The sequence below is a fragment of the Glutamicibacter mishrai genome (assembly GCF_012221945.1).
Taxonomy (GTDB): Bacteria; Actinomycetota; Actinomycetes; order Actinomycetales; family Micrococcaceae; genus Glutamicibacter; species Glutamicibacter mishrai.
This window is the reverse complement of sequence record NZ_CP032549.1, coordinates 1410960-1433370: the sequence shown is the minus strand read 5'-3', so window position 1 is coordinate 1433370 and position 22411 is coordinate 1410960. Positions and strand designations below refer to the sequence as shown.

21 protein-coding genes are annotated in these 22411 nt (G+C 54.2%); 15 read left to right on the top strand and 6 right to left on the bottom strand.

From position 1 onward, the window contains the following. Positions 1–369: 369 nt before the first annotated feature. On the bottom strand, positions 370–1374 hold the full coding sequence (locus tag D3791_RS06780; RefSeq protein ID WP_058255787.1) for a LacI family DNA-binding transcriptional regulator: 1005 nt from the start codon (positions 1372–1374) through the stop codon (positions 370–372). Positions 1375–1482: 108 nt separating this feature from the next. Here D3791_RS06780 and D3791_RS06775 point away from each other — a divergent pair, with 108 nt between their 5' ends. The 5 genes from D3791_RS06775 to D3791_RS06755 are packed head-to-tail and all read left to right on the top strand — an operon-like array spanning position 1483 to position 6420. Further along, on the top strand, positions 1483–2571 hold the full coding sequence (locus D3791_RS06775) for an asparaginase (protein ID WP_246242402.1): 1089 nt from the start codon (positions 1483–1485) through the stop codon (positions 2569–2571). A gap of 17 nt (positions 2572–2588) precedes the next feature. After that, on the top strand, positions 2589–3476 hold the full coding sequence (locus D3791_RS06770; protein ID WP_058255786.1) for a polysaccharide deacetylase family protein: 888 nt from the start codon (positions 2589–2591) through the stop codon (positions 3474–3476). 28 nt (positions 3477–3504) lie between these two features. Further along, entirely contained in the window at positions 3505–4860 is a 1356-nt protein-coding gene (locus D3791_RS06765) for an MFS transporter (protein ID WP_172511699.1), read from the top strand. Continuing rightward, positions 4860–5645: an SDR family NAD(P)-dependent oxidoreductase gene (locus tag D3791_RS06760; protein WP_172511698.1), complete on the top strand. Its 786-nt coding sequence runs from the start codon at positions 4860–4862 to the stop codon at positions 5643–5645. Before D3791_RS06765 ends, D3791_RS06760 begins: the two co-directional genes overlap by 1 nt. Positions 5646–5670: 25 nt before the next feature. After that, a complete protein-coding gene (locus D3791_RS06755; RefSeq protein WP_058255783.1) occupies positions 5671–6420 on the top strand; it encodes an SDR family NAD(P)-dependent oxidoreductase in 750 nt (249 codons plus the stop codon). 468 nt (positions 6421–6888) lie between these two features. Here the strand turns inward: D3791_RS06755 and D3791_RS06750 are convergent, their stop codons facing one another. Then, positions 6889–8700 (bottom strand): APC family permease, encoded by a 1812-nt coding sequence (locus tag D3791_RS06750; RefSeq protein WP_172512917.1) that lies wholly within the window; start codon positions 8698–8700, stop codon positions 6889–6891. A gap of 749 nt (positions 8701–9449) precedes the next feature. Between D3791_RS06750 and D3791_RS06745 the strand changes: the two genes are divergently transcribed. Together D3791_RS06745 and D3791_RS06740 are read left to right on the top strand one after the other, a co-directional pair. Continuing rightward, a complete protein-coding gene (locus D3791_RS06745) occupies positions 9450–11318 on the top strand; it encodes an ATP-binding protein (protein WP_172511697.1) in 1869 nt (622 codons plus the stop codon). Further along, complete coding sequence (locus D3791_RS06740; RefSeq protein ID WP_172511696.1) at positions 11315–11998, top strand: response regulator; 684 nt, start codon at positions 11315–11317, stop codon at positions 11996–11998. Before D3791_RS06745 ends, D3791_RS06740 begins: the two co-directional genes overlap by 4 nt. Positions 11999–12012: 14 nt before the next feature. On the opposite strand, the gene D3791_RS06735 is transcribed toward D3791_RS06740, so the two are convergent. Then, positions 12013–12402, bottom strand: a complete 390-nt coding sequence (locus D3791_RS06735) for an IclR family transcriptional regulator (protein WP_246242546.1) — start codon at positions 12400–12402, stop codon at positions 12013–12015. Here D3791_RS06735 and D3791_RS06730 point away from each other — a divergent pair. The 3 genes from D3791_RS06730 to D3791_RS06720 all read left to right on the top strand — a co-directional run bounded on the left by D3791_RS06730 (position 12356) and on the right by D3791_RS06720 (position 13852). Further along, the gene (locus D3791_RS06730; RefSeq protein WP_172510947.1) at positions 12356–12643 is read left to right on the top strand and encodes a hypothetical protein; all 288 of its coding nucleotides are present in this window, start codon (positions 12356–12358) and stop codon (positions 12641–12643) included. The genes D3791_RS06735 and D3791_RS06730 overlap by 47 nt on opposite strands. A gap of 186 nt (positions 12644–12829) precedes the next feature. Further along, the gene (locus D3791_RS06725) at positions 12830–13384 is read left to right on the top strand and encodes a type 1 glutamine amidotransferase domain-containing protein (RefSeq protein WP_083586724.1); all 555 of its coding nucleotides are present in this window, start codon (positions 12830–12832) and stop codon (positions 13382–13384) included. Between the two features lie 159 nt (positions 13385–13543). Further along, positions 13544–13852 carry a DUF4193 family protein gene (locus D3791_RS06720; RefSeq protein WP_172511695.1) on the top strand — a complete coding sequence of 103 codons (309 nt, stop codon included), beginning with the start codon at positions 13544–13546 and terminating at the stop codon, positions 13850–13852. A gap of 149 nt (positions 13853–14001) precedes the next feature. Here D3791_RS06720 and D3791_RS06715 read toward each other — a convergent pair whose 3' ends face one another. The 3 genes from D3791_RS06715 to D3791_RS06705 all read right to left on the bottom strand — a co-directional run bounded on the left by D3791_RS06715 (position 14002) and on the right by D3791_RS06705 (position 16295). Continuing rightward, on the bottom strand, positions 14002–14469 hold the full coding sequence (locus tag D3791_RS06715; protein ID WP_172511694.1) for a DUF4383 domain-containing protein: 468 nt from the start codon (positions 14467–14469) through the stop codon (positions 14002–14004). A 154-nt stretch (positions 14470–14623) separates the two neighbouring features. After that, positions 14624–15322, bottom strand: a complete 699-nt coding sequence (locus tag D3791_RS06710) for a hypothetical protein (RefSeq protein WP_172511693.1) — start codon at positions 15320–15322, stop codon at positions 14624–14626. Between the two features lie 178 nt (positions 15323–15500). Beyond that, positions 15501–16295 (bottom strand): YsnF/AvaK domain-containing protein, encoded by a 795-nt coding sequence (locus tag D3791_RS06705; RefSeq protein WP_172511692.1) that lies wholly within the window; start codon positions 16293–16295, stop codon positions 15501–15503. 420 nt (positions 16296–16715) lie between these two features. Between D3791_RS06705 and D3791_RS06700 the strand changes: the two genes are divergently transcribed. The 5 genes from D3791_RS06700 (at position 16716) to D3791_RS06680 (ending at position 22411) form a co-directional block, all read left to right on the top strand. After that, on the top strand, positions 16716–17801 hold the full coding sequence (locus tag D3791_RS06700; protein WP_172511691.1) for a carboxylate-amine ligase: 1086 nt from the start codon (positions 16716–16718) through the stop codon (positions 17799–17801). Next, positions 17773–18108, top strand: coding sequence for an MFS transporter (locus tag D3791_RS06695; RefSeq protein WP_172511690.1), 336 nt, complete (start codon positions 17773–17775; stop codon positions 18106–18108). The genes D3791_RS06700 and D3791_RS06695 overlap by 29 nt, the downstream gene beginning before the upstream one ends. Positions 18109–18305: 197 nt before the next feature. Then, entirely contained in the window at positions 18306–18581 is a 276-nt protein-coding gene (locus tag D3791_RS06690; protein WP_172511689.1) for a hypothetical protein, read from the top strand. 408 nt (positions 18582–18989) lie between these two features. After that, complete coding sequence (locus D3791_RS06685) at positions 18990–21005, top strand: hypothetical protein (protein ID WP_172511688.1); 2016 nt, start codon at positions 18990–18992, stop codon at positions 21003–21005. Then, a complete protein-coding gene (locus D3791_RS06680; protein ID WP_172511687.1) occupies positions 21005–22411 on the top strand; it encodes a hypothetical protein in 1407 nt (468 codons plus the stop codon). Before D3791_RS06685 ends, D3791_RS06680 begins: the two co-directional genes overlap by 1 nt.

Here is a 22411-nt window from a genome sequence, read left to right as displayed (position 1 = left end):
TCAAAGGGGGTTCAAAAAGACGACGTTTTGAACTTAGATCACCGTGAGACTGGATGTATATCGGGAACGCCCGGTTCTAGGAGAGGAAAGTGGTGAGCATTCGTAAGGCAGTCGTCGCTGTAGCCCTTTTAGGAACCGCAGCGTTCACTTACCGCTTGGTTCGCCGTATCGCGTACTAAGCCAAGAGAGCCAAAGAACGCGTTGCAAGGCGCGGCAGGGTGGGAACTGAACAAGTAAGTACAGTTCCCACCTTGCGTCATTTGATCATTTAACATGCCGGCTGAGCGATTGAAGTTATCCAAAAATTTCAGTAGTAGACCAACAGCGACAGACAGCAAAGTGTGCCACTGAGGTCAATGACCAAAGAGGTTACCGCGACGTTGAACGAATCACGAGATTTGTATCAAGCTGGACGCTCTCGCATTCTTCGCCTTGAATGTTCTTCAAAAGTAGGTCAAACCCCCTGCGCCCAATCTCATGCATCGGCGAATGCACGGAAGTCAGGCCAACTCCGCTGGCAAGGGGAGTGTCGTTATATCCAACTACCTTCACATCTTCCGGAACCTTAAGACCGCGCTCGCGTAGAACACCTAAAGCGCCAATGGCGGCGAAATCGTTGACAGCGAATATTGCTTCCGGAATGCCGTGTGCATCGAGCAGATCACGAGTGGCTTTTTCGCCACTAGACGTATCGAATCCACCGTAAGCGATGTGGCTGACAGGAAGATGAATTCCCTGTTCTGCTAGAGCTTCGATGAAGCCTGTTGTGCGATCAATCGACGTGGACATTCGATGATCACCAGCGAGTAGAAAAATTTTCTTTGAACCAAACTCCGCGAAGTGTTCACCCACGAGACGCCCGCCCATTTGGTCGTTGCACGTGACAGATAAATGTCCTGGAGATCTGCGGTTGACCAGGACAAATGGTACTTTTTCTTTATCTAGAGACTTCAACGTCGCCCCATCAAATGGAGTGTCGCCAAGGATGAGTCCGTCGATTCTGCGATCCAAGAATTTACGGACACGCAGGTCGTGGGTGGCGGGTTGGTCTAGAGAATTTGCGACGACCGCGGCGTAACCGTGTTCGAGTGCAGCTTCGTCAATTCCTTCATACATGGTGGCGAGCACGTAGTCCTGAAGTCTTGGAACCACGACGCCGATCAGGAGAGATTTAGCAGTTCTTAATGAAGCGGCGTACTGATTCTTGACGTATCCCAGTTCAGTAGCGAGGTCATAAATCTTTTGGTTCGTTTCGGGCGAAGCCCAGCGAGAGTCGATACCAGATGGATCATTGAGTACGCGGGAGACCGTCGAAGGGCTCAGTTCTAGCGCCTGAGCTAACTCCTTGAGTGTTACTGCGCTTCGTCTGGCCACGTGCTCACCGCCTTTCCTGCGGTCAAAGACGACTTTGGTCTTTGTGTCATTGCGTTGCCAGTCTACTTTATGAAAATTTTCCCTTGCGCCAAGTAAGCCCCGTCACTTATGGTGTTCTACGACACAACACAAACGTTTGTGGCAATCGTTTGTGTAGTTGTCGACAAAGCAAAGAAATTGAGGGAAAACGAATTGACGAGAGTTCACATCATCGGTACCGGAGGGACGATTGCCTCTAAGCCTGAAAGTGCGAGTCGTTCAAATGATCTCGACGATTCGACTTCCGGGGCTGTCGCTTCGGTTGGCATCGCGGACATCATTGGGGTTACATCCGTAGAGGGTGACCTGGAAGTCTCGTCGGAGGACCTCCTGCTAACCGGTAGCTACGCCTTGGACATGAGTCAGATCTTGATGATCGTCGATCAAATACAGAACCGGATCAAGGATCCGCACATCAACGCGGTGGTAGTAACTCATGGCACTGACACCATGGAAGAAACGGCGTTTCTAAGTGAGCTTGTCAACGACGGTTCTAAAGCAGTTATTTTTACTGGTGCGCAGCGTTCAGCAGAGCATGCGGATACAGATGGTCCGCGAAATCTCAGACAGGCGATCTTGGCAGCAACCGATCCAAGGGTGAGCAGTATGGGCGCGCTGGTGTGCTTTGACGGTGTAGTTCAGTCGGCAAGAGGCGTACGAAAGTCTCACACCACAGCTAGTCAGCCGTTCTCAGGCGGAGCAACGGTGGCAACGTTCCATGACAACAAACTGGAGATGGTCGCTACTCCTGACCGACGCTCGACTTTGGCCTTACCTGCCAATGGCTTTGGTTCAGTCCGAATTGACGTCCATTTCGCCTATCCCGGTTCTGATTCTGGTGAATTGATCAAAGCTGCACGTGGCGGCGCGAATGCAGTCGTCTTGGCGGGTACAGGCGTTGGGAACGCAGGTCCTGGTTATGTTGAAGCGGTCATGCACCTGACTGACATGGGAGTGCCAGTTGTTTTAGCTAGCAGGGCACCATCTGGACCAGTGGTTCCAATCTATGGCAATGGCGGTGGTGTGGATTTGATTGCCGCAGGAGCAGTAAGCGCTGGAGTTCTTAGCCCGTTCCAAGCGCGAATATTGGCGGCTTGCCTCATTACTCAAGAAGTTTCGGTTTTCGAATTCAAGGAACTATTCAGCAGCTATCGCTGAATAAGAAAGGAAAGAAAATGTCCAAGAAGATCTATGTATCTGTCGGTATCGATGTTGACGCAGTAGGAGGATGGCTCGGCTCCTACGGTGGCGAAGACTCGCCAGGCGACATTTCACGCGGCATGTTCGCGGGAGAAGTCGGCGTCCCACGCCTGCTTCAACTGGCGCAACGACGCGACATTCCAGTGACTTGGTTTTGGCCAGGACACTCAATTGAAACCTTTCCAGAGCAGTTTGAGCAGGTTGTAGCCGCTGGGCATGAAATCGGTGTCCACGGATATTCGCACGAAAATCCGATTGCGATGACCCGGACTCAGGAAACTGAGATTCTCGACTACTGCACTGATCTCATCGAGCGCCGTTCAGGTAAGAAGCCAGTTGGATATGTCGCACCGTGGTGGGAATTTTCAAAGGTGACTAACGAGATCCTGTTGGAACGTGGTTTTCTTTACGACCATTCTCTGATGCACGATGATCACACTCCGTATTACGTACGTGTGGGTGATTCGTGGACGAAGATCGATTACGACGCCGCCTCAGCCAGAGACTGGATGAAGCCATTGGTGCGTGGGGAAGAAACCGATCTCATTGAGATTCCGGCGTCCTGGTACTTGGATGACCTTCCTCCCATGATGTTCATCAAGTCGAGCCCAAATAGCCACGGATTCGTCTCGCCCCGTGACGTTGAACAGTTGTGGAAAGACCAATTTGACTGGGTCTACCGGGAAAAGGATTACGCGGTATTCCCGATTACCATCCATCCAGATGTTTCTGGGCGACCACAGAACTTGCTGATGCTAGAACGGCTATTTGATCACATGCAAAGCCACGATGGTGTCGAATTCTCCTTCATGGAAGATGTTGCACGCGACTTCGCAAAACGATCACCGCGCTCCGCGGGATAACCCTTCGCATCTAGACCTAAGGAAAATCATGTCCGATTCCAGTACCAACGTTCGCGGTCCTGTCGCCCCATGGGACGTTGCCGTGACACCGAAAATGATCCGTAACGTTTCGATTGTCTGTTTCGTGGCCTGGGTAGCTTCAGTCTATGACTTCACGCTTTTTGGCACTTTGCTGCCACTGATTGCGGAGGACTTCGGTTGGAGCACAGCGCAATCCACGACGATAAACACCATTGCTCAGGCGGGCGTATTTCTTGTTTCTCTCGCCGTTGGCCCCATCATCGATAAGTTGGGCCGTCGAAATGCCTTGGTCATTCTTATGATCGGTGGCGGCATAGCTTCGGGTGTGACCGGATTAGCCGGCGGAGCCGTGGCATTTGTGATCATTCGTTCCGTGACGGGTTTATCCCTGTCAGAGGAAGTGGTGAACGCCGTTTATCTCAGCGAGATCTACAAGGATGTTAAGAACAAAGGGTTCTTCTTTTCTGTTGTTCAAGCTGGATATCCGATCGGGGCTCTCGTCGCAGCTACCATGTCAGCGCTCCTGTTGCCCGTTATAGGGTGGCGCTGGAGCTTTGTGGTGGCTGGAACCGCGGCTGTAGCTGTCGCGCTGTGGGCCACGCGCCTGCCAGAATCGCCAACCTTCGCGGCCATCAAAGAGGCGAAACGACGACAAGCTGTTGGGGACCTGGATGGGGCCAAGGCGCTTGTCGACGAACATGGACTAGCGCTAGGCGAAAAATCTAAAGGTGGCCTCAAAGAAGTATTTTCCAAGGGGCTACGTAGACATACGATTTTCCTTTCCCTTGCCTGGTTCTTTAACTGGATCGGCATTCAGGTTTTTTCGGTTCTGGGTACCACCGTATTGGTGGGGGCCAAGGGCGTTTCGTTTGAAAATGCGCTCGTAATTCTCATTGGTGCCAACGCTGTCGGGTTCATAGGCTACCTTTTCCATGGCTGGCTGGGAGACAGGATCGGTCGTCGATCCACAGTGATATTCGGCTGGTTTGCGGGTGCCGCTTCAAGTCTGTGCATGCTGCTTATTCCTGGCAGTACATGGTTCGTTATCGCAATGTATGGTCTAACCTTGTTCTTCCTGACGGGACCTTATTCAGCGTTGCTTTATTACATGGGAGAGTCGTTCCCAGCTCACATTCGAGGTACTGGCGCGAACGTTGCTCACGTAATGGCCCCGGTAGGTGCAATCGCGGGTTCAGGCGTACTTAGCCTCGTTCTCTATTCAGGATTTAGCATGACTGCCGCCGCGATCTGTAGTGGAACACTGGGACTGCTCTTCTCAGCCCTATGCATGCTTGGAACCAAGAAAGTTGAATCCGAGGACAGGGATTCCTCGGACCTCGTAAATGAAGGAGTAACGGCATAATGACGGTACAACGTGACGACGGCCTAGAAGGTAAAGTTGCGCTAATTTCCGGAGGAGCAAGCGGGATTGGACAGGCCTTAGCAATTGCTTATGCCAGAGCCGGTGCACGCAGCGTGGTCAACTATTTTCCACAAGATCCGCATGATGCTCAGGAAACGGTAAAGGCAGTAGCGAATATAGGTGGCGAGTGCATTGCTGTTGCCGCCGATGTGCGAAGTACAGAAGATTGCAATGGACTCGCCGACGCCGCTATCAAGCACTTTGGACGCCTTGATATTGCAGTAGCGGCTGCTGGCATTCTCCGACGGGATCCACTGGGACAGATGGAAGATAAAGCTTGGTCAGACATGCTAGATGTGGATCTTACTGGGGTAATGCGCGTGTTCAGAGCTGCTTCTTCCAAGATGACTGATGGCGGTGCGGTGGTTGCAACATCATCCATCGCTGGTGGGGTTTATGGATGGGAAGAACATGCTCATTACGCCGCAGCAAAATCCGGAGTTCTCGGACTTTGTCGCTCGCTAGCAGTCGAGCTTGCTCCACGGAAGATTCGAGTCAATTCAGTAATCCCGGGTCTCATCCGTAGCCCACAATCCATGGACGCAAAGAATTCGCTTGGCGACGCGGGACTGGACGCGGCCGGCAACATCATTCCGTGGGGAAGAGTCGGAACTGTTGATGAGGCAGCCCGAACCATTCGCTTCCTCACTAGCGATGATTCAGCGTATATGACTGGACAACAATTAATTGTTGATGGCGGGCTAACTGTTCGCTGGCCAAGCTGAGCCGGTCAAAGAAACGAGGACAAGAATGAAGACGCTAGACAATAAGGTCGCAGTCATCACCGGCGGCGGCAGTGGAATTGGAGCCGAGATTGCCCGACTCTTCGCACAGCATGGTGCCAAGATTGCCATCCTAGATCGCGATGCTGCGGCGGGGGATGGTGTGGTTGGTCGGCTCCAAGCTACGGGAACTGTTGCGATATTCAGAGCGGTTGATGTGACTAGCTCGGAGTCGATGCGCATCGCGTTTGACTCTATTGTTGATGAGCTAGGTGGCATTGATATTTTGGTGACGGCTGCCGGAATCCTTGATGAGAAGCCATTCGTTGACATGACCGAGCACGATTTTGACCGGACCATCGATATCGACCTAAAAGGTGTATTTCTGGCAGGGCGCTGGGCTGTTGATCACATGAAACAACGTGGAGGCGGCCGCATCATCAATATCGCCTCACAGTTGGGAATCAAGGGTGGTACTGGATTAGTGCATTATGTGGCGGCCAAGGCTGGGGTCATTGGTATGACCAAGGCGATGGCCTTGGAGCTTGCCGGTGAGAACATACTGGTAAATGCCATCGCTCCTGGACCTATTGAAACGCCTTTGCTCAACGGGGTCACTGAGGAATGGAAAAAGGCGAAACAGAAGGAATTACCACTGGGCCGATTTGGTACTCCGGCGGAAATTGCTCCTACCGCTTTGTTGCTTGCTTCGTCTCCTGGCGGCGACATATATGTTGGCCAGACGCTGGGGCCCAACAGCGGCGATGTAATGCCGTAGGGGGACTAGTCCAATATGTGTGGAGCTTGCCCAGGGGGCATTCGAGTTTCAACGACTACCGCTGAACTGAACAAGTTTCAACTCAAGCGACGACTGTTGTCAGAGTTTAAACAGTGTCTCGCTCACGGGTGCACACTTACGCTTAGCGGTGATCAGTGGATACTACGACGACGGACGGGGCGCTTAGTCGTGTACCCAGACGTCGAACTACTGATCTCAGATTTGGGTGGCCCTTGTCGGTCGGACTGGAGAAGCGATCGTCATCCGGATCGAGTGCTTTCAGATATCTTGCACTTACGCATAATCCAGAGTTGAAATAAGCCAGCTCGGGGTTGCTTAGACCCGTGGTGAAATGTAAGCGACAAAGTCGAATGAGCTTGTTCGTAAGCACATGAAGAGACACAAACAGCCGATGCCCACTTACGAAAGTTGGCATCGGCTGTTTGGAGTATCCGGATGAAACAAGATCTAACCCACGTGGACCCATGGGCGCCGTTGCAGATTCGGCTCTGCTTCACGTAGGACTTCACGGGTCAGCGGTGCAATCTCACCCTGTCCAAGGAAGATGAACTTGGCGAGGTTGAGCAGCGGGTTGCCTTCGGTCCAACGGAAGTAGATGTGTGGCATTACCTCGTAGTTATCTCGGATAGCCATGGCAATGGCCGCAATGGAGGTGGACACTGACGGTGCTGTTGCTTCAAGGATCCACTGGCCATGACGGGTAATACCGCGTACCTCAATATCTTGAGCAAAGTCCGAATAGTCGCTGACCTTGATTTCCAAGAACACCACGGGGGCCCGCTGGGGGATATGGCTAGCCAAGATGGCATGCTGATGCTTATGCAGATAGCGCCGCTTAGAAATCTTGACCGGCTCATGGGCAATGAGTCGTAGCAACCCTGCACTACTAGCCTTGCGAATGATTTCTACCGCGCAGTCATCAAACATCACTGAGGTGGCTCGAAGTTCGGTGGAGCGACGGAAGCGGGAGAGCAACGACACGACAAGCACCGCTGCGATGAAGAACGCAGCAATCTTTAGACCATCTGGACGCTCAACACAGTTGACCACCGTCGTGTAAATGAAGACCAGACTGGTTGCCCCGAAAAGCAGTGCCTTACCCTTTTCGCCTCGGCGTCGTGCCGAAATGGTGACCGCGATGGCCGCAGAACTCATCAACACCAAAACACCGGTGGCATAGGCTGCACCCTGCGCGTCAACGCTGGCCTTGAAGTGAATGGTGATGCCGATAGCTACCAACAAGACCACCAGTACCAGTGGGCGCACGGCACTGGCCCATGCCGGAGCCATACCAAAACGTGGCAGGTAGCGCGGGATGAGGTTGAGCAGTCCGGCGAGCGCCGAAGCACCGGCAAACCACAAAATCAAAATGGTTGATACGTCGTAGACGGTGCCGAATCCGTCACCCATCAGGTGATGAGCCAGCCAGGATAGGGCTCGGCCGTTGGCAGAGCCTCCGGGTTGGAATTCTGCGGCAGGGATCAGCACTGTGGTCACGATGGACGACAGTACGAGGAAGCCACTCATGATCAGAGCAGCTGTGGTCAGTAACTTCTTTGCACCCTTAATACGTCCTGCAGGATTGGCTTCGGTATCGCCGGGTGCCTTAGAAATCTGTGGCATCACGGCGACACCGGTCTCAAAACCAGATAGGCCCAGTGCCAGCTTGGGGAAAACAATCAGGCAGACCAGAAGCATCATCATGGGATCCCCGTGTGCAGTGAACAGGGAATCTAGCCAATTGGTGACAGCGACTGGGTGCCCGATGATGTTGGCTGCTGATACGGCAATGATCACGAGGTTCAAGGCTAAGAAGGAGAAGACCAAGGTGACGGCAATCCAAATGACCTCGGTGAAGCCACGTAGGAAGAGAGCGCCGAGCAGGATCAGCAACACTAAGGTGATGGGTACTTCTTTGCCGGTGAACCAGCTGGGTGTGAAGGGGTTTTCAATCAGGTGAGCCGAAGCGTCAGCCGCGGAGAGCGTCGCGGTGATCATGAAGTCGGTTGCTGCGAAGCCCAAGAGCACTAGGACAAAGACTTTGCCCTTCCAATGAGGCATGAGCCTTTCCAGCATGGCGATCGAGCCTTGGCCATGTGGTGATTCGCTAGCAACCCTGCGATACACGGGCAGGGCCGCGAATAGCGTGACGGCAACAAGGATCAAAGTGGCAAAAGGAGCTAGCGCACCTGCGGCCAGTGCGGCAATGGCCGGCTGGTAGCCAAGCGTGGAAAAGTAGTCCAAACCCGACAGGCACATGACTTGCCACCATTTGGCACCATGCTTGTTGGAGTTGTTGGAGTTGTTGGAGTTGTTGGGGTCTTCCTGGCCGACAGAACTGTCGGTCAGCCAGCGCCGCAACCGTGAGGGCACCGTGGCTTGTGGTGCCTGTTCCGACCCTTGGGCCGACTCAATTGTTTTGTTCACGAAGATGAACAGTACGCCTGAATACGAGATAAAGAACCACCGAAGAGTAAAAATTTTTTGCTCACTGAGTGACTCCGGAAATAGCGGGTCTTCCGCCAGTGCTTTACGGGACTATCTAGGGGCGAGGAGTAACGATAGATTCTGCTCTGCTTTCTTTGAATATACGATTTGACGTGATTTTTTAAACGACATTTGTTGGTTAGAAGTGAGCTTCACTTCTCTTGGATGAGGGAGCGTTCAGGCTTGGAGAAACGCAAAAATTTATGCAGAAAACACTGTGTCTTGCAGCACATGAAAACCGAGGCATAAAGTCCATATCAAGATTTTTAGCCATCGCATTAAGAAGGCGTTAAGAGGCGGTCTGTACTCGATCTGTTTCGGGGTGCAATAGAAAGGCAACGGAGTCACATATTGGTGATGCTCACGTAGTCATGACCTCAATGTAGGTCTTTGCCAAACAACTTACCCGATATCGCGTCATCGGGTTTCTTGGTGGCCGTGATTCGTCTCGCGGAGAACCCCGCTCTATTCCGGTACGATCACTTCATACCGGCCAAGGAACTCGAACACCAAGGAGCGCTATGGATGTGTCGACTACTCCGCCGTCAACTCACCCCCTCATTATTGTGGCGCTCTCGGGGCATGCGGGGTCTGAAGTATTGTTCCGCCAAGCACTAGTGCAAGCCTCACAGTTACCTGATGCAGAACTGATGGCAGTCCACGTCCTTGAACGGGGAACTCGTGCAACAAGAAGCGAAAAAGATGCTGAACTGGCACGCTTGCGTGAACTCGTGGAAGAATCTGGCGCCACTTGGCATATGGTCCTTGGCCAAGACATCTGTCAGGCACTGCTTGGATTTGCTCGAAGCACACAGGCCACGCACCTCGTGGTTTCCGGGGTGCTCGCAGGAATGAGCAACCGCCGACTAACTCAGCAGGTATCTCTTCACCTACTGCAGCAGGCCACTGCGCCAACAGATCCACAAATAGTGATCTTTCCTGGTCACCAAGAAGCGAAGAAGACTGCCCGCTTTACACCTCAGAAGTCTCGGGCAGTGCATCGTCCCCGTGGACCCCGGTGGATATTCGGATGGATCCTGGCCCTCATCGGTCCGCCACTCATTGGTATTGGCTTCGTGCAAGGAAGTGATGAAGGTGAACTGCTCACCCTGAACTTCTTAGGTCAGCTGACTCTAGTGGTCTTTGTGGCGCTTTTGGGCGGTTGGTGGCCTGCCGTGACTGCCGCCTTGCTGGGCACCGGAATTCTAAACTGGTATTTCACCCCACCCACCGGGCAGTGGCATATTCATGAGCCACTCAATGTGGTGGCACTAGTGCTCTTCTTATTGGTTGCGGCTGGGGTGGCCCGGGTTGTTGACGTGGAAGTCAGGCGCACTACCGAAGCAGGGCTAGCCCGACACCAAGCGGACATCCTATTTGAGCTGTCTGGTGGTGTGATTCGTGAGGGCTTGAGCGTTCCAGCCCTCCTGGAGAGGCTCTGCCGCTCCTATGCATTACGCGGGGCTGCGCTGGTTCACCAAAGCACCGGGTCTACGGTGGCTTCGGCGGGAGAACCGCCTAGCAGCCACGAGACCAGTGACTATGTAATCACCGTGGACACTGAACATACACTGCTCATTGACGGGACTCCGCGAGAGGCTTCGGATCAGGGGGTCTTTGAGGCTTTTGCTGGGCGAATCGCCGCGGTGTTGCAACAGCGGGAACTTGCTGAGGCACGTCTGAAAGCCCAAGAATTATCTGCTGGAAACGCGATGCGCACGGCCTTGCTTGCTGCCGTATCCCATGACCTACGCACCCCACTATCAGGGATCAAAGCTTCGGTCTCTAGCCTTCGCATGCAAGATGTGGTGCTCAGCGAAGAAGACACCGCAACGCTACTGGCCACCATTGAGGATTCAACGGACCAACTCAGTGAACGAATCGAGGATTTGCTAAATATGAGTCGAATTCAGGCCGGTGAATTGGTGGTCCGCCGTAGTCCCATTCAAGTTGAAGACTTGGTGGCTTCGGCAATGCGTGATGCGGCTGGGCAGGTGAATCCGGACCGCCTGCAAATCCAGCTTCCAGAGGACTGCCCGCGGGTACGTACAGACTACGGGTTGGCAGTGAGAGTGCTAGCCAACCTCATGGAAAATGCGGTGCGTCATGGCGGGAACGGTACGGTGCAATTACAGGCAGATTCCACCGACTCCGAGGTAAAGATCCTTGTCATTGACCACGGTACCGGGGTTCCACAAACAGAAAAAGACAGGATCTTCCGTCCCTTCCAACGGAACGGAGACCGGAACAATAACAGCGGGTTGGGCCTGGGATTAGCCGTAGCTCGTGGCCTGGCCCAGGGCATGGACGGTCACGTGAATGTGGAAGATACTCCCGGCGGTGGGGCCACTATGGTCTTTACCCTGCCGATATTCAAGGAAGAACTATGAGCGCTACGGTACTAATCGTTGAAGATGACGTTCAGATAGCCCGCGCCCTGCTGGTCAATCTGAGGGCACGCGGTTACCGCACGCTCCACGCTGCCACCGGAGTGCAATGTCTGCAGTTGACGGCCGATGAACATCCTGATGTGGTTTTACTCGATTTGGGATTACCCGACCTTGAAGGTGGGGAAGTGATTGACGGGATTCGTGGGTGGTCAACGATGCCGATAATTGTTGTCTCTGCCCGCCATGATTCACATAGCAAAGTGGATGCATTGGACCGTGGCGCCGATGACTTTGTCACCAAACCATTTGCCATGGATGAATTACTGGCCCGGTTACGCGCTGCACTACGCCGCGCACTGCCAGACCCACGCCATGCAGTTGTGGAAACCTCTGATGGGCGGTTGCGCATTGACCTTGCCAGTCACTCGGTGAGCGTTAATGGTGAGGCGGTGCGGTTGACCAAGCTGGAATGGCGCGTGTTGGAAGTACTGGCCAGCAATCCTCATCGGTTGATTGGCGGTAGCGAGTTACTGACCACGGTATGGGGCCCAGAATATGGGGCGGAAGCGAATTACCTGCGGGTGTACATGTCGCAGCTACGCACCAAGTTAGAACCAGAACCTTCTAACCCACGATACTTTTTGACCGAGCTTGGTATGGGTTATCGCTTTACGCCGTAGTCAGGTAGAAATCTCTAGAATGTCTTGCCCGAGTAACCTAACTTTCGGGATATCTGGGCAGCGGTAGAGCCCATGACTGATTTGAGCGCCTTCATCCGTTCATCAAGCATATAGGGGTTAGTAGCTGACATGCTGATGGCGGCAATGATTTGACCGCTACCATCACGGATAGGCGCAGCTACGCAACGGATCCCGGGTTCATTGTCTTCTAAGTCCAGAGCGATTCCTTCACTGGCGTAGGTTTTCATACGGCTCAAGAAAGCCTCTTTAGTTTGATGGGTGGCCTGTTCCACCGGTGACTCAGAGTCAAAGGTCGCTTCCCAGCGTTCAGGAGTGACTAGTAACAAGGCCTTGCCGATGCCCGTACGGCTTAGTGGCAAGCGTTGTCCTACGCGTGAGCGCATTTGCGCTCCGCGGGTACCGGTACTGATCGCGGTGATCCCCGGGCCGCTGGCCGAAACCGAGTTGCGCCGTGCACTGACGGTGTCGGAAGGCGATATTGGAATCCTGGTGGACAGCTCCATCACGGTCATCCTCTACACCGTCCTCGCGCTGGCCCTTGCATTCACCGGCATCAAGCACATGCGCGAGAAGAAGAAGGCCAAGGCACTGGCCGAAGAGCAGGGCCAGCCGGCCAACGCCTGAGCATCCTATGCCCAGCGCAGCAGGCCTTGCCGACTCCACGGTGGCAAGGCCTGCTGCATGCAACCAAGCCTTGCAGCAGGCAACGTCCCCCATTCGCAGCCGGTAGCTGGATGCTTCCTGAGTGCGGCTTGCCTTCGTTGGTTGCTCAAAGCACAGTGGGCAGTGGTCGATGAAAGGAGCATGAATATGCCAGATCTAGCAGGCAAGAAAGTCCTTGCGGCAGTTTCCAACCGCGGAGTCGAGCAGGATGAGCTGAAGAAGCCAGTGGAGCACTTGCGCCAAGCCGGTGCTGAGGTGGTGATCGCGGCCCCGGAGGCCGGCCAGGTCAAGTCGCTGGTTGGCGATTGGGATCTGGGGGAGGTCTTCGAAGCCAGCGAAGCACTGGCGGCAGTGGACGAGCAGGATTTCGACCTGCTGCTGATCCCCGGCGGAACGCTGAATGCCGACAACCTCCGCTTGGACGCCGACGCCCAGCGCATTGCCAAGTCCTTTGCCGGTTCAGGCCGGCCGATCGCTTCCATCTGCCATGGGCCATGGCTGCTGGTGGAAACCGGATTAGCCAAGGACAAGACCTTGACCTCATACACCTCGATCAAGACCGATGTGGTCAATGCCGGCGGCACCTGGAAGGACGAACAGGTTTTCCGCTGCCCGGCGAACGGCTACGTGCTGATTACCTCGCGTAATCCGGACGACCTCGACGCGTTCAGCAGTGCCATTGCCGAGGAGCTCAGCTCCTAGCAATTGCCGCCAGCCGGCCAAGCCGCCGTCGAAGCCAGCCTTCCGGACGGCGGCTTCGCTGCGCTGGGACCAAAGCCCGCCATCCACGGCTTTGGCGATCGAAGGGCACGCCACTACGTTGTGGTTGTCGCGTATTTTCCCACCTGTGGAGGCAGGAACATGGCTGCAGATTATGACGAGGTTCGTCCGGATTTCGCCGCGGCGTCCGAGAAGACGCTCAAGGACGTGCAACAAGCCGATGCCCCCGACGCGAAGAGCGTTGCGGCCGAGCTTGAAGAAACCGACCTTTCCGATGGCGTGGAGCTCCCTGGCGCCATCGTCGAGGAAGAGCTGAGCGTTGAAGTCCTTCCGCAAGCAGCGGATGAGTTCCTCTGCGCCAGCTGCTTCACTATCCGCCATCGCAGCCAAGCCGTGCAGAAGACTGGCCTAGGCGTCATCTGCCGCGACTGCGCCAGCGAACTCGCCTAGCTTCCTGGGATTCCCAGAATCCCGGCGTTCGGCGTTCGTCGTTCCAAGGCGTTGGGTATGGCGATGACGCTGAGGACTTTGCCATGGCTGCATGGAAAAGCGGGCACCCCGTCATGCCGGGGTGCCCGCTTCAGCAATTCAGCATCTGGTCAAGCCGTGTGCGGGTCCCGATGCTGTCCGGTCGCCTTGCGGGAGAGGAGCAATCCCAAGACGATCATGAGCGCACCGAGCCCCAGATGCAGCCAATTATCGGCATCGTTCAGCGGGATGAAGTTGGCGGCGCTGTCGAAATCAATGACCAGCCCGTAGACCCACAGGGCCAGGTAGATGATTCCGCCGCCAATGAGGTAGCTGCGGGCAGCAGGCACGGTTCGCGCCATCAGGTAGCCGGCGACACCGAAGAGCAGATGCACGGCATTGTGCAGGTACGAGACCTGGAAAATTCCCAGCAGCTTAGCTTCAGAGTGGTGGCCGGCACCAGAGAGCGATTCGTAGTTGGTGGTGATTCCCGGAATGAATCCGAGGACGCCGACCAGGAAGAACACGATGCCGACCGCTAATGCGGCCTTTTGCACCAGCGGACGTGTTGCTATGACAGGATCGTTTGGATGTTCCATGATCTTGCTCCTTCATTCTGGCTGTTGCGATCGGAAGGAAACGTTGGCCAGGCATGCTGGCCGCCGTCATGCAAGCCACGCTAGGGGATTGCCGACTGGATGGCACGCGAATCTTCCAGTACCTAGGGAACGTCCAGAATCGGTGGTGCGCAGATCACTGGTGCCGCGGTGCGTGATCCTCGCTCTTCGCTCCGTCTGGCGTCTGGAGGAAGAACGCGCCGAGTGAGCCTGCCAAGGTAGCGAACACCACCACGGAGTAGCTCGCCAAGATCAGCTGCAGGGCTTTGGAGAACGTATCCGTGCTGGTGATCCCGGAGCCGGTAATCGTTGCCATGGCGGTCTCGTACAGTGCCGAAGAATAGTCGCTGGTCGATTCCATCGCGTAGAGCAGTTGGCTGGAGGCAAGGATGACCACGGCGGTTACCGCAGCCAGCCAGCCGATGCGGCCGCTGAGCAACCTGCCTGCGGAGCGCGAACCGCGGACCCCTGCCGAGAGGATGCCGCTCACCCGGGCGGCACGGCCCACCCGCAGCAGGCGGGAGGCCTGGAAAGCGCGCAGAAAACGCAAGAAAGGGAACAGAAGGAACAGCACCTGCCACCAGTTGCGGCGCCAGAAATCAGCTTGGGACCTGGCGATGATCGCCCGCAAGGCGAATTCAGCAGCGAAGATTGCCCAGAAAATCCATCCTGCGATGGCCAGCGTCCGGGTCCAGAACGGGTCGGTCACCAGCAACTGCCCGAGAACCACAAAGAGGAAGATCACGCCGAGCATCCCCATGGGACGGTCCAGGCGCGTGGCAAGCAGCTCGGCCTGTTCCCACCGGTAGATCTGGTGTCCTTTTTGCTTCGCCATGGTGCTTGCCTCCTTGGATCCCGAATCTAACCGGGTGCGGCAATGGATTCGAGGGCAACGGCGGATACCCAGCATGCTTCCGGAAAACGGATCGGGGCGGAACCCGGCACCCGCCTGATTCCGCCCCGATCACCGCTGCGTGCAGGTTCAGCTCCTGCGCTAAGCCAGCGCGCCGGCGCTAGCGGGTCTGCCGGCCGCCTTCCCAGCCCTCGGCTTGCGCCTGTTCCATGCGCAATTGCGCTTCGCGGCGCTCTTCCTCGGTGATTGCTTCCTCTTCCAGGCTGACTCGCTCGACCGGATCAACAGCCTTCTTTGCAGCGGGGCGTTCCTCGTCCAAGGCCGCCTTCTGCTCGTCCCCAGCCAGTTCGCCGCTTGTGCCGGCGGCTGCGGAATCCGTGATGGGCTCGCGCTCATGCCGCGCTTCCCCATGACTTAACGGCACGGTAGTTGCCGCATCCCGGGTGACCACGTGCTTGCGCAGGCGCACTTTGCCGGTTTCCACGCCTTCGGTACCCACCTGCGGCTGCTCCTCGGAACGGACGGCAGAGGACCTTGGAGCGCCGGCTCCCGGACCGCGCACGTCTTCCCGCGAATACTCGGCGCGGGCATCGGTGTCCGGAACGCCCGGCTGCACGGCGGCCTGGTCCGCTTCATGATAGGACAGGCTGTAGTAGTGGTAGAGCTCCTGCTCCTGCTCTGGCGTGAGCTGGCCCTCGGGGTCGATGTTCGGGGCGTCTTTGACGGTCTGCTTGTCATAGGGCACCGAGAGCGTATCGCCTGCGACGGTCGCCTGGCTGAGCGGAACGAAGCTCTCGGAGAGGCCGAAGAGTCCGGTGCGGACCGTCGCCCATTCCGGCTGTCCGCTGCGGTCATCAAGGAAAATCTGGCCGAATTTGCCGATCTTCTGGCCGTCGGGGCCAATGACGGTGCCGCCAATTGCGCTGAGTTCCTGAAGCTGTTCTGTGCTGATCATGGCTCTGTCCTCCTGCTGCGTTCGACTTCGGATCAATCCAGTAATCTCGATCCGGCTGGCCAGTAGCCGGCCGGCTGAAGCTGCGCCTCCAATTGGGCGTGACGGCCCGCAACTCTGCGTCTTGCGGTGCTTTGCCGAGCCGCGGTGAATCGATCGTCGCACACTACGCAAGCGCCCGCGCCGGGGCTTGTACTTGCATGGCCGCAAGCTCGGTAGCAGCTGTGAAAAGCAGGCAGCAGGTGCCCGGGGCAGCCATCGGGCGTAGGGCCAGGAGGGTGAACGGGTGCCTGTGAACAGCCGCGTGCGTCGCTGCGGCGAAACTGGAAAATCGCTGGGTTTCGTGCCTGGAACGGCCGTCCCGGCTAGCTGCGGTCTAATGTTCAGTTCGTACTGCTGCCCAGGGAAGGCGAACCAGCATCCATGAACAGGACCTTTGGGATCGAGGAGGAATTCTTCCTCGTGGATCCGTCAACTGCCGCCCCGGTGCCGATGTCCGATCCGCTCAGCTCCCAGCTGCTTGGCCTGGAACTGCCGGGCACCACGGTCCACCGTGAACTGCTGGCCAGCCAGCTGGAAATCGTCACCGGAATCTGCGCCTCGGCGGACGAAGCCCTGGAAGCGCTGGTGCGGCGGCGCGCCGCCATTGAGCGGATATGCAGCGAACACCACGTGCTTCCCTTTGCTTCGGGAACGTCGCTGCAGCTGCCGAGCGCTACGGACTTCACCACGGGCCAGCGCTACGCGACCATTCATGAGTTCGTCCCGGGGATCGCCCGCGAGCATTTCATCAACGGGCTGCACATCCATGTGCATATCCCGGATGCCGCAGCCGGAGTCCGGGCGCTGAATGCCTTGCGCGGCTGGTTGCCGCTGATTGCGGGAATTGGCGCGAACTCTCCCATCTGGAACGGGGAACTGACGGGTTTCGCGTCATGGCGGACGGTGCACTACCGCAGATGGTCTGCGACAGGCATTCCGCCGGCTTTTGCGACAGTGCATGAATACCAGCAGCGGGTGGAGGACATGATTGCTTCCGGGGCGTTGCTCGATCCGGGCCACATTAGCTGGGGAGCCCGCTTGTCGGTGAACCATCCGACCATTGAAGTCCGCGCTGCGGACACGCAGATGGCAGCCGGCGAATCCGTGGCCCTGGCCCTGCTCATCCGGGCCATTGTGGATACCGCCTCGGAAACTGACGGCTCTGCCGTCACGGCAGCATCCGAAGTGCTTGACCTGGGCCTGTGGCAAGCAGCGAAATCGGGAGTGGAAGGCACTTATTTCGATAGCGAATCCAGGACCTCCGTGCCTGTCAAGGCCGTGATCCAGCGGGTGCTCGACTATACGGGCCGGGCATTGCATCGCAATGGCGATGAACAGTTCGTAGCCAATTACCTGGACTCACTCGCCAATTGTGGAAATGGAGCCACGCGCCAACGCGAGAGCTGGAACCAGAGCGGTGCGAAGCAGGTAGTCGCTGATGCCGCCAAGCTGTTCGCGCAGGCCTGACAAGTACAGCCGCCGAGCGGTACTGATCGTCCATCCAGGTGCCGATGGGCGTCGGCACCTCATTAGTGGGTTTGCTTTCCACCTATGCGAGCATCGGCATCGGGCTCCGATTCCCCTGAGCGTCCTGCGCTACATCCAGGGCTTCTCCGCCGGCGGCCAGTCGGGAGGTGCGGCATTGATGGCGGCGGAGGACGCGGCGGATCAAGCGCGCGACAAGTTCTGGGCCTTCCCGCAACTCGGGTTTCCGGCAAGCATGCTGCTGGCCTCCGCGGTCCGCGCCATATTTGCTGCCGTAGTTTCCCCGTAGCGGTTCATGGCTTGGGGCTGGCGCATTTCGTTCCTGATCAGCTTCGTGCTGATCTTCATCGGCTACTGCATCCGCCGGGGCGTGGAGAAGTCCCAGATTTCGAGGAGATGGCAAAGACCAATTAGACCGAATCTGCTCCGTTAGCTGCGCTCTTCTCCAAGCATCCGAAGAAGGTCATCCGCGCCACCTTGGTTTTCATGGGAAATAACACCGCCGGCTACATGCTCACCGGCGGCTTCATCCTGGGCTACGCGACAAACAAGCTGCGACTGCAAGCCGGAGACCTTCTGAACGTCATCACCATCGGCTCGCAGGCCTGGCTGGACTCGACGTGGATTGGCGGAGTGGTCACTGACCGGGTGGGCCGCAAGAAGTCATCGAGGTCTTGCGACACATCCGGTGCTATGTTGGTTCGAACTTTGTTTCTGGAACCTATTATTGCGAAATCGATTCATAAGCAAGAGGAAAATTGAAAGCGATCGTTCGCGGCGAGAGTGCGCGCTAGAAGAACCTGATTCAGGAAAAATGAAGGAACTGCGACATGGATACGCAGATTATTGGCCTAAAGGAAATGTAATTTCCGCACATGACGGAAGTGCCTACGATTCAGAAGATCAATGTGCATCTTCGAATTCATCTCTCTTTTCTAATCAAGAATCGAAAAGAATCATGGTCTTGACAGAGCAGTCGATGATTATGCAACCATTAAATTACATTAATAAGAGTAAGCACGAAGGTAGATTTAATCGAACATGCTTGAGATGCTGATCGAGTCAGGCGAATGACGCGAGCCAAATATCAGAAACGTGCCGTCAAGCAGCTTCAATTTGTCAACAGCAAAAGGTAGACTGACATGTAATCGAATAGATGCGAGGAAGTCTGTGAAAAATGGTTTAGCTCGTCTTGAAGACTTGAAGAAACGCGCCACAGGAGGAACCAACGTGGCAGCCGAACCAGGTGACAGCTCCCAAGAAATATGGTTCGCTGGCCCAAGGCCCGCAGGGATAGAGGCAGCATCAGCATGGTTTCGTAATGCTATAGACGATCCAGAACAGAGTAACTTTCTATTTTTCATCGGTGGACCCGGAGCTGGGAAATCTCATTCAGCAGCAAAAATTGTACGGGATCTAACGCCTGTAACGAAATATCATGACGGTTTAGCGCACCGAAAGTATCAATATGTGAGCCAAACTAAGAAGGTTTTTCTCATCAATGATGCGACGATTAAGAAAAACGAAAATCGTCTTGAGTTGTATGAAGACATAAAATCAGTATTTACCGAACAGGATAATCTTCTCGCTTGTATAAACCGTGGAGTTCTTGTCGAAGAACTCGCCGACTTGACACCTATGCAAGGGCCAGACAACGTTGCATCGATTATCATTCGTTGGTTACACTCGCCGGAATCTTGTACCAGCCGTGAAATTAAAATAGATGGTAACTCCAAGTATCAGTGTCAACTGACTATAGAAACAGAAAATTATATTTCATACTTGCGGATCTGTAAGGATTCAAAACCGATCCTCCAAGCAGTTGCTGTATATGCTGATGTTTGTTCCTTATTGGAGATAAATCCAAAAGTTCGGTTGCGTGATAATAATGATGAAGGTACTATTCTGGTTGCTCCGGAGTATCGTATTGCACATTTTTCAGATCGAGAAAAGATTTGCATTGAGGACATTCCGGCAGGTTTGGTAATAAAGCAAATAATCAGTGATATAACTGATAAATTCGATTCTAATCTTGAAGAAGAAGATCCAATATCTGCAAACCTCAAAACCCTCGCTCAGCCGATGGCGCAAAGGGGCCTGTTAAATATTCTAAGATCTTCCGAAATTTTAAACGGCAAGATTATGACTTACCGGGATCTATGGGGGATTTTCGCCCGATGCATCATCGGTGATTTGGCGGACAGTGTTACTGCTAATCCAGATATGAGCTTAGAATCCATTCTCGGGCGTGAAATTCGAACTTTTGACGAGGCGAAACGTATGGCTGCGTTAAGATTCAGCGAGGCACTATTTGACTCAAGTTTCTTTGGCCGCCAAGAAGAAACTAATTCAAAGACGCACCCTGTTTTGAAAATGACGAGAACAGTAGACCCGATAAGAGATTCAAAGAGCACATCTAATAATGCCGGCGAGCAGCAAATATCGATTGCCTATTGTGTGAGCGAAGCTTTCTCTCATGCCAGTACCTCAACATCGCCTCTGCGGTATTTACTCAATAATGATCTGGCAAATTGTGTTGAATTGGTGACTGACTTCGATAGATTAGTTGACGTACTATACACCGAATACATTTCAAAAGAGTCATGTAAGAGCAATGACGTACGGAAAGCGATATCCTGGTATTCTAGATATTTGACTCGTCTATTCTCCTTATTCCTCGGAGTGCCAGCTTTCAGGGAAGAAATTGATACGTGGACTGATGCTTGGAATAGCAGCTCTATCCTGCCCTCAAATCTAAAAGAAGGCTTGAACGCAATTCTAATCCCTAACAGAGATCCGGAAAATTGGAATTCCAAGCGTTTGATGCCTATTCTTGACAGTCGCACCCTCCCCGTGATTGGAAATACGCGTAATCCGAAGTTTGCGATTAACGCTGATCATGTTGACTTGAAAACTCGCAGAAGTGGTGAAGAACTTTTTCTTATCTTGGAGGAAAAGAACGAGGTAGTCGAAGAGATAGTTTTAGATTTCCCGTTGGTGAGAGAAGCACTCGCTTCATCGAAAAGGTATCCGGGGCTTACGGAACTTTCCAGTGTAGCTGCCCCGAGGATAGAGAGATTCAGATCGACACGTCTTTCTTCGGCTGACTGGTCAAATAAGCAACTAGTCATAGCGCATGGGAATACTGATACAGAATTTCTGATCAGAAAGGCAAAGAAACGATAATGAATATCTTGCCTGACCTTCCGCGTCCGCAATACATGGTTGCTCCTGAAATTTTACTTTCATCTTTGGCCGCACATGCCTATGGATCTGGCGACAGGAGTAGCAAGGAAATCGGTCGTACTTATAAGAAGAATGATCCCGATTTACATAATTCTACTGTCAAAGAGTATTATCCACGAGATCAAGTGCAGCTAGCAGAATTCGACCAGAGCCTAAGAGATAACGGATTCGTGACGAGTAAAAAAGGCGGAATTGATTCAGCATATCTAGTTGCTGATGCAGTTCGTCATAGCGTTCTTGGCACGAAGAGCTTGCGTAGTAATACACAAGCTGCTGCACCACTCACCCCTTCCTTGGCGTTAACTCAAAACTTAGCGGGGATGCTTAACAAACAAGGTCCGGCAGATATCGGCAAGATCTTAGATACGATATTTCATTTGGGGGCTCCTGAATCATACACTGGCCCTGCAGCACATACATTATTGAAACAGGCGTACGAATATCGACTAAATGGCAATCAATTTTTGGAAGTTATTGATCGATCAACTAGTGAAAGCTTGTTAAAGTATGAGCTACTTCCCAAGCCAGACAAGCTTATAGAGGGGAAACGTGAATGGAGTGAACTTTTTCACGACACACCCTTTCGTTGGTTTCATGATAATTGGCTAAAGATTACTTCAGCTGAATGGTGCAAATCCTTGCCTGCAAGAGTGTGGGTTGATTGGGCGACTACCGTTCTTCGTCTTGGTATCGGTATGTCCTACTTGTGGGAAGCGTCTTGGATTCATGCAATTTCCGGATATATTCAACGGGGCAAAGCCAATGAGAACTTCTTGCTGGAGATTAAAGAATCTATGCTTCCACCTCTACCATGGGAATCTGAGGAACTTCCAGTTTCAATGAGAAACGTATCGAGTATTCTCAAGCATCGCGTCAAGTCTGCACATGCGCTGCGGGACGTATTTTTGGGTAGCAGGAAGTCCCTATCCGTAGAGGAATGTCAAAGGCTAGCGCAGGAATACGACTCGAATGAAGCCTTACAAGTGCAGATTATGACGTCTTTGAAACCAGCAGAGAGAACTGGTAAAAACACCTGGGAAGCCATCTCTTACACATTAGCTGGACGTGATTCTGTTGGTGAGTTTGTAGACTACTACGGTTTGTTGCGGCGTCGCGGATCAAAGTATTTGTTGCCAAGCCCCGGTGTGGAGTGGATGACAGTTGCCGCTAGCTTAACCTGCGATCGCAATCGTCGATCTTGTGATGCCGGTGAGGTACTCGATGATCTTCAACTTCTTGGCGCGAGACCACGCCTTCAAGATCTAATCGGATACTTAGAAGCTGCAGGATTAGCTCGCGGAAGCGCTGATGCAGATCGCGGCGTTCGTGTAGAAAGGGCGTTCTAG

Coding starts and splice junctions, on each gene's coding strand:
- D3791_RS06775 (WP_246242402.1), top strand. CDS start 1,483: ATGGTGTTCTACGACACAACACAAACGTTTGTGGCAATCGTTTGTGTA.
- D3791_RS06770 (WP_058255786.1), top strand. CDS start 2,589: ATGTCCAAGAAGATCTATGTATCTGTCGGTATCGATGTTGACGCAGTA.
- D3791_RS06765 (WP_172511699.1), top strand. CDS start 3,505: ATGTCCGATTCCAGTACCAACGTTCGCGGTCCTGTCGCCCCATGGGAC.
- D3791_RS06760 (WP_172511698.1), top strand. CDS start 4,860: ATGACGGTACAACGTGACGACGGCCTAGAAGGTAAAGTTGCGCTAATT.
- D3791_RS06755 (WP_058255783.1), top strand. CDS start 5,671: ATGAAGACGCTAGACAATAAGGTCGCAGTCATCACCGGCGGCGGCAGT.
- D3791_RS06750 (WP_172512917.1), bottom strand. CDS start 8,700: ATGTGCCTGTCGGGTTTGGACTACTTTTCCACGCTTGGCTACCAGCCG.
- D3791_RS06745 (WP_172511697.1), top strand. CDS start 9,450: ATGGATGTGTCGACTACTCCGCCGTCAACTCACCCCCTCATTATTGTG.
- D3791_RS06740 (WP_172511696.1), top strand. CDS start 11,315: ATGAGCGCTACGGTACTAATCGTTGAAGATGACGTTCAGATAGCCCGC.
- D3791_RS06730 (WP_172510947.1), top strand. CDS start 12,356: ATGCCCGTACGGCTTAGTGGCAAGCGTTGTCCTACGCGTGAGCGCATT.
- D3791_RS06735 (WP_246242546.1), bottom strand. CDS start 12,402: ATGCGCTCACGCGTAGGACAACGCTTGCCACTAAGCCGTACGGGCATC.
- D3791_RS06725 (WP_083586724.1), top strand. CDS start 12,830: ATGCCAGATCTAGCAGGCAAGAAAGTCCTTGCGGCAGTTTCCAACCGC.
- D3791_RS06720 (WP_172511695.1), top strand. CDS start 13,544: ATGGCTGCAGATTATGACGAGGTTCGTCCGGATTTCGCCGCGGCGTCC.
- D3791_RS06715 (WP_172511694.1), bottom strand. CDS start 14,469: ATGGAACATCCAAACGATCCTGTCATAGCAACACGTCCGCTGGTGCAA.
- D3791_RS06710 (WP_172511693.1), bottom strand. CDS start 15,322: ATGGCGAAGCAAAAAGGACACCAGATCTACCGGTGGGAACAGGCCGAG.
- D3791_RS06705 (WP_172511692.1), bottom strand. CDS start 16,295: ATGATCAGCACAGAACAGCTTCAGGAACTCAGCGCAATTGGCGGCACC.
- D3791_RS06700 (WP_172511691.1), top strand. CDS start 16,716: ATGAACAGGACCTTTGGGATCGAGGAGGAATTCTTCCTCGTGGATCCG.
- D3791_RS06695 (WP_172511690.1), top strand. CDS start 17,773: ATGCCGCCAAGCTGTTCGCGCAGGCCTGACAAGTACAGCCGCCGAGCG.
- D3791_RS06690 (WP_172511689.1), top strand. CDS start 18,306: ATGGGAAATAACACCGCCGGCTACATGCTCACCGGCGGCTTCATCCTG.
- D3791_RS06680 (WP_172511687.1), top strand. CDS start 21,005: ATGAATATCTTGCCTGACCTTCCGCGTCCGCAATACATGGTTGCTCCT.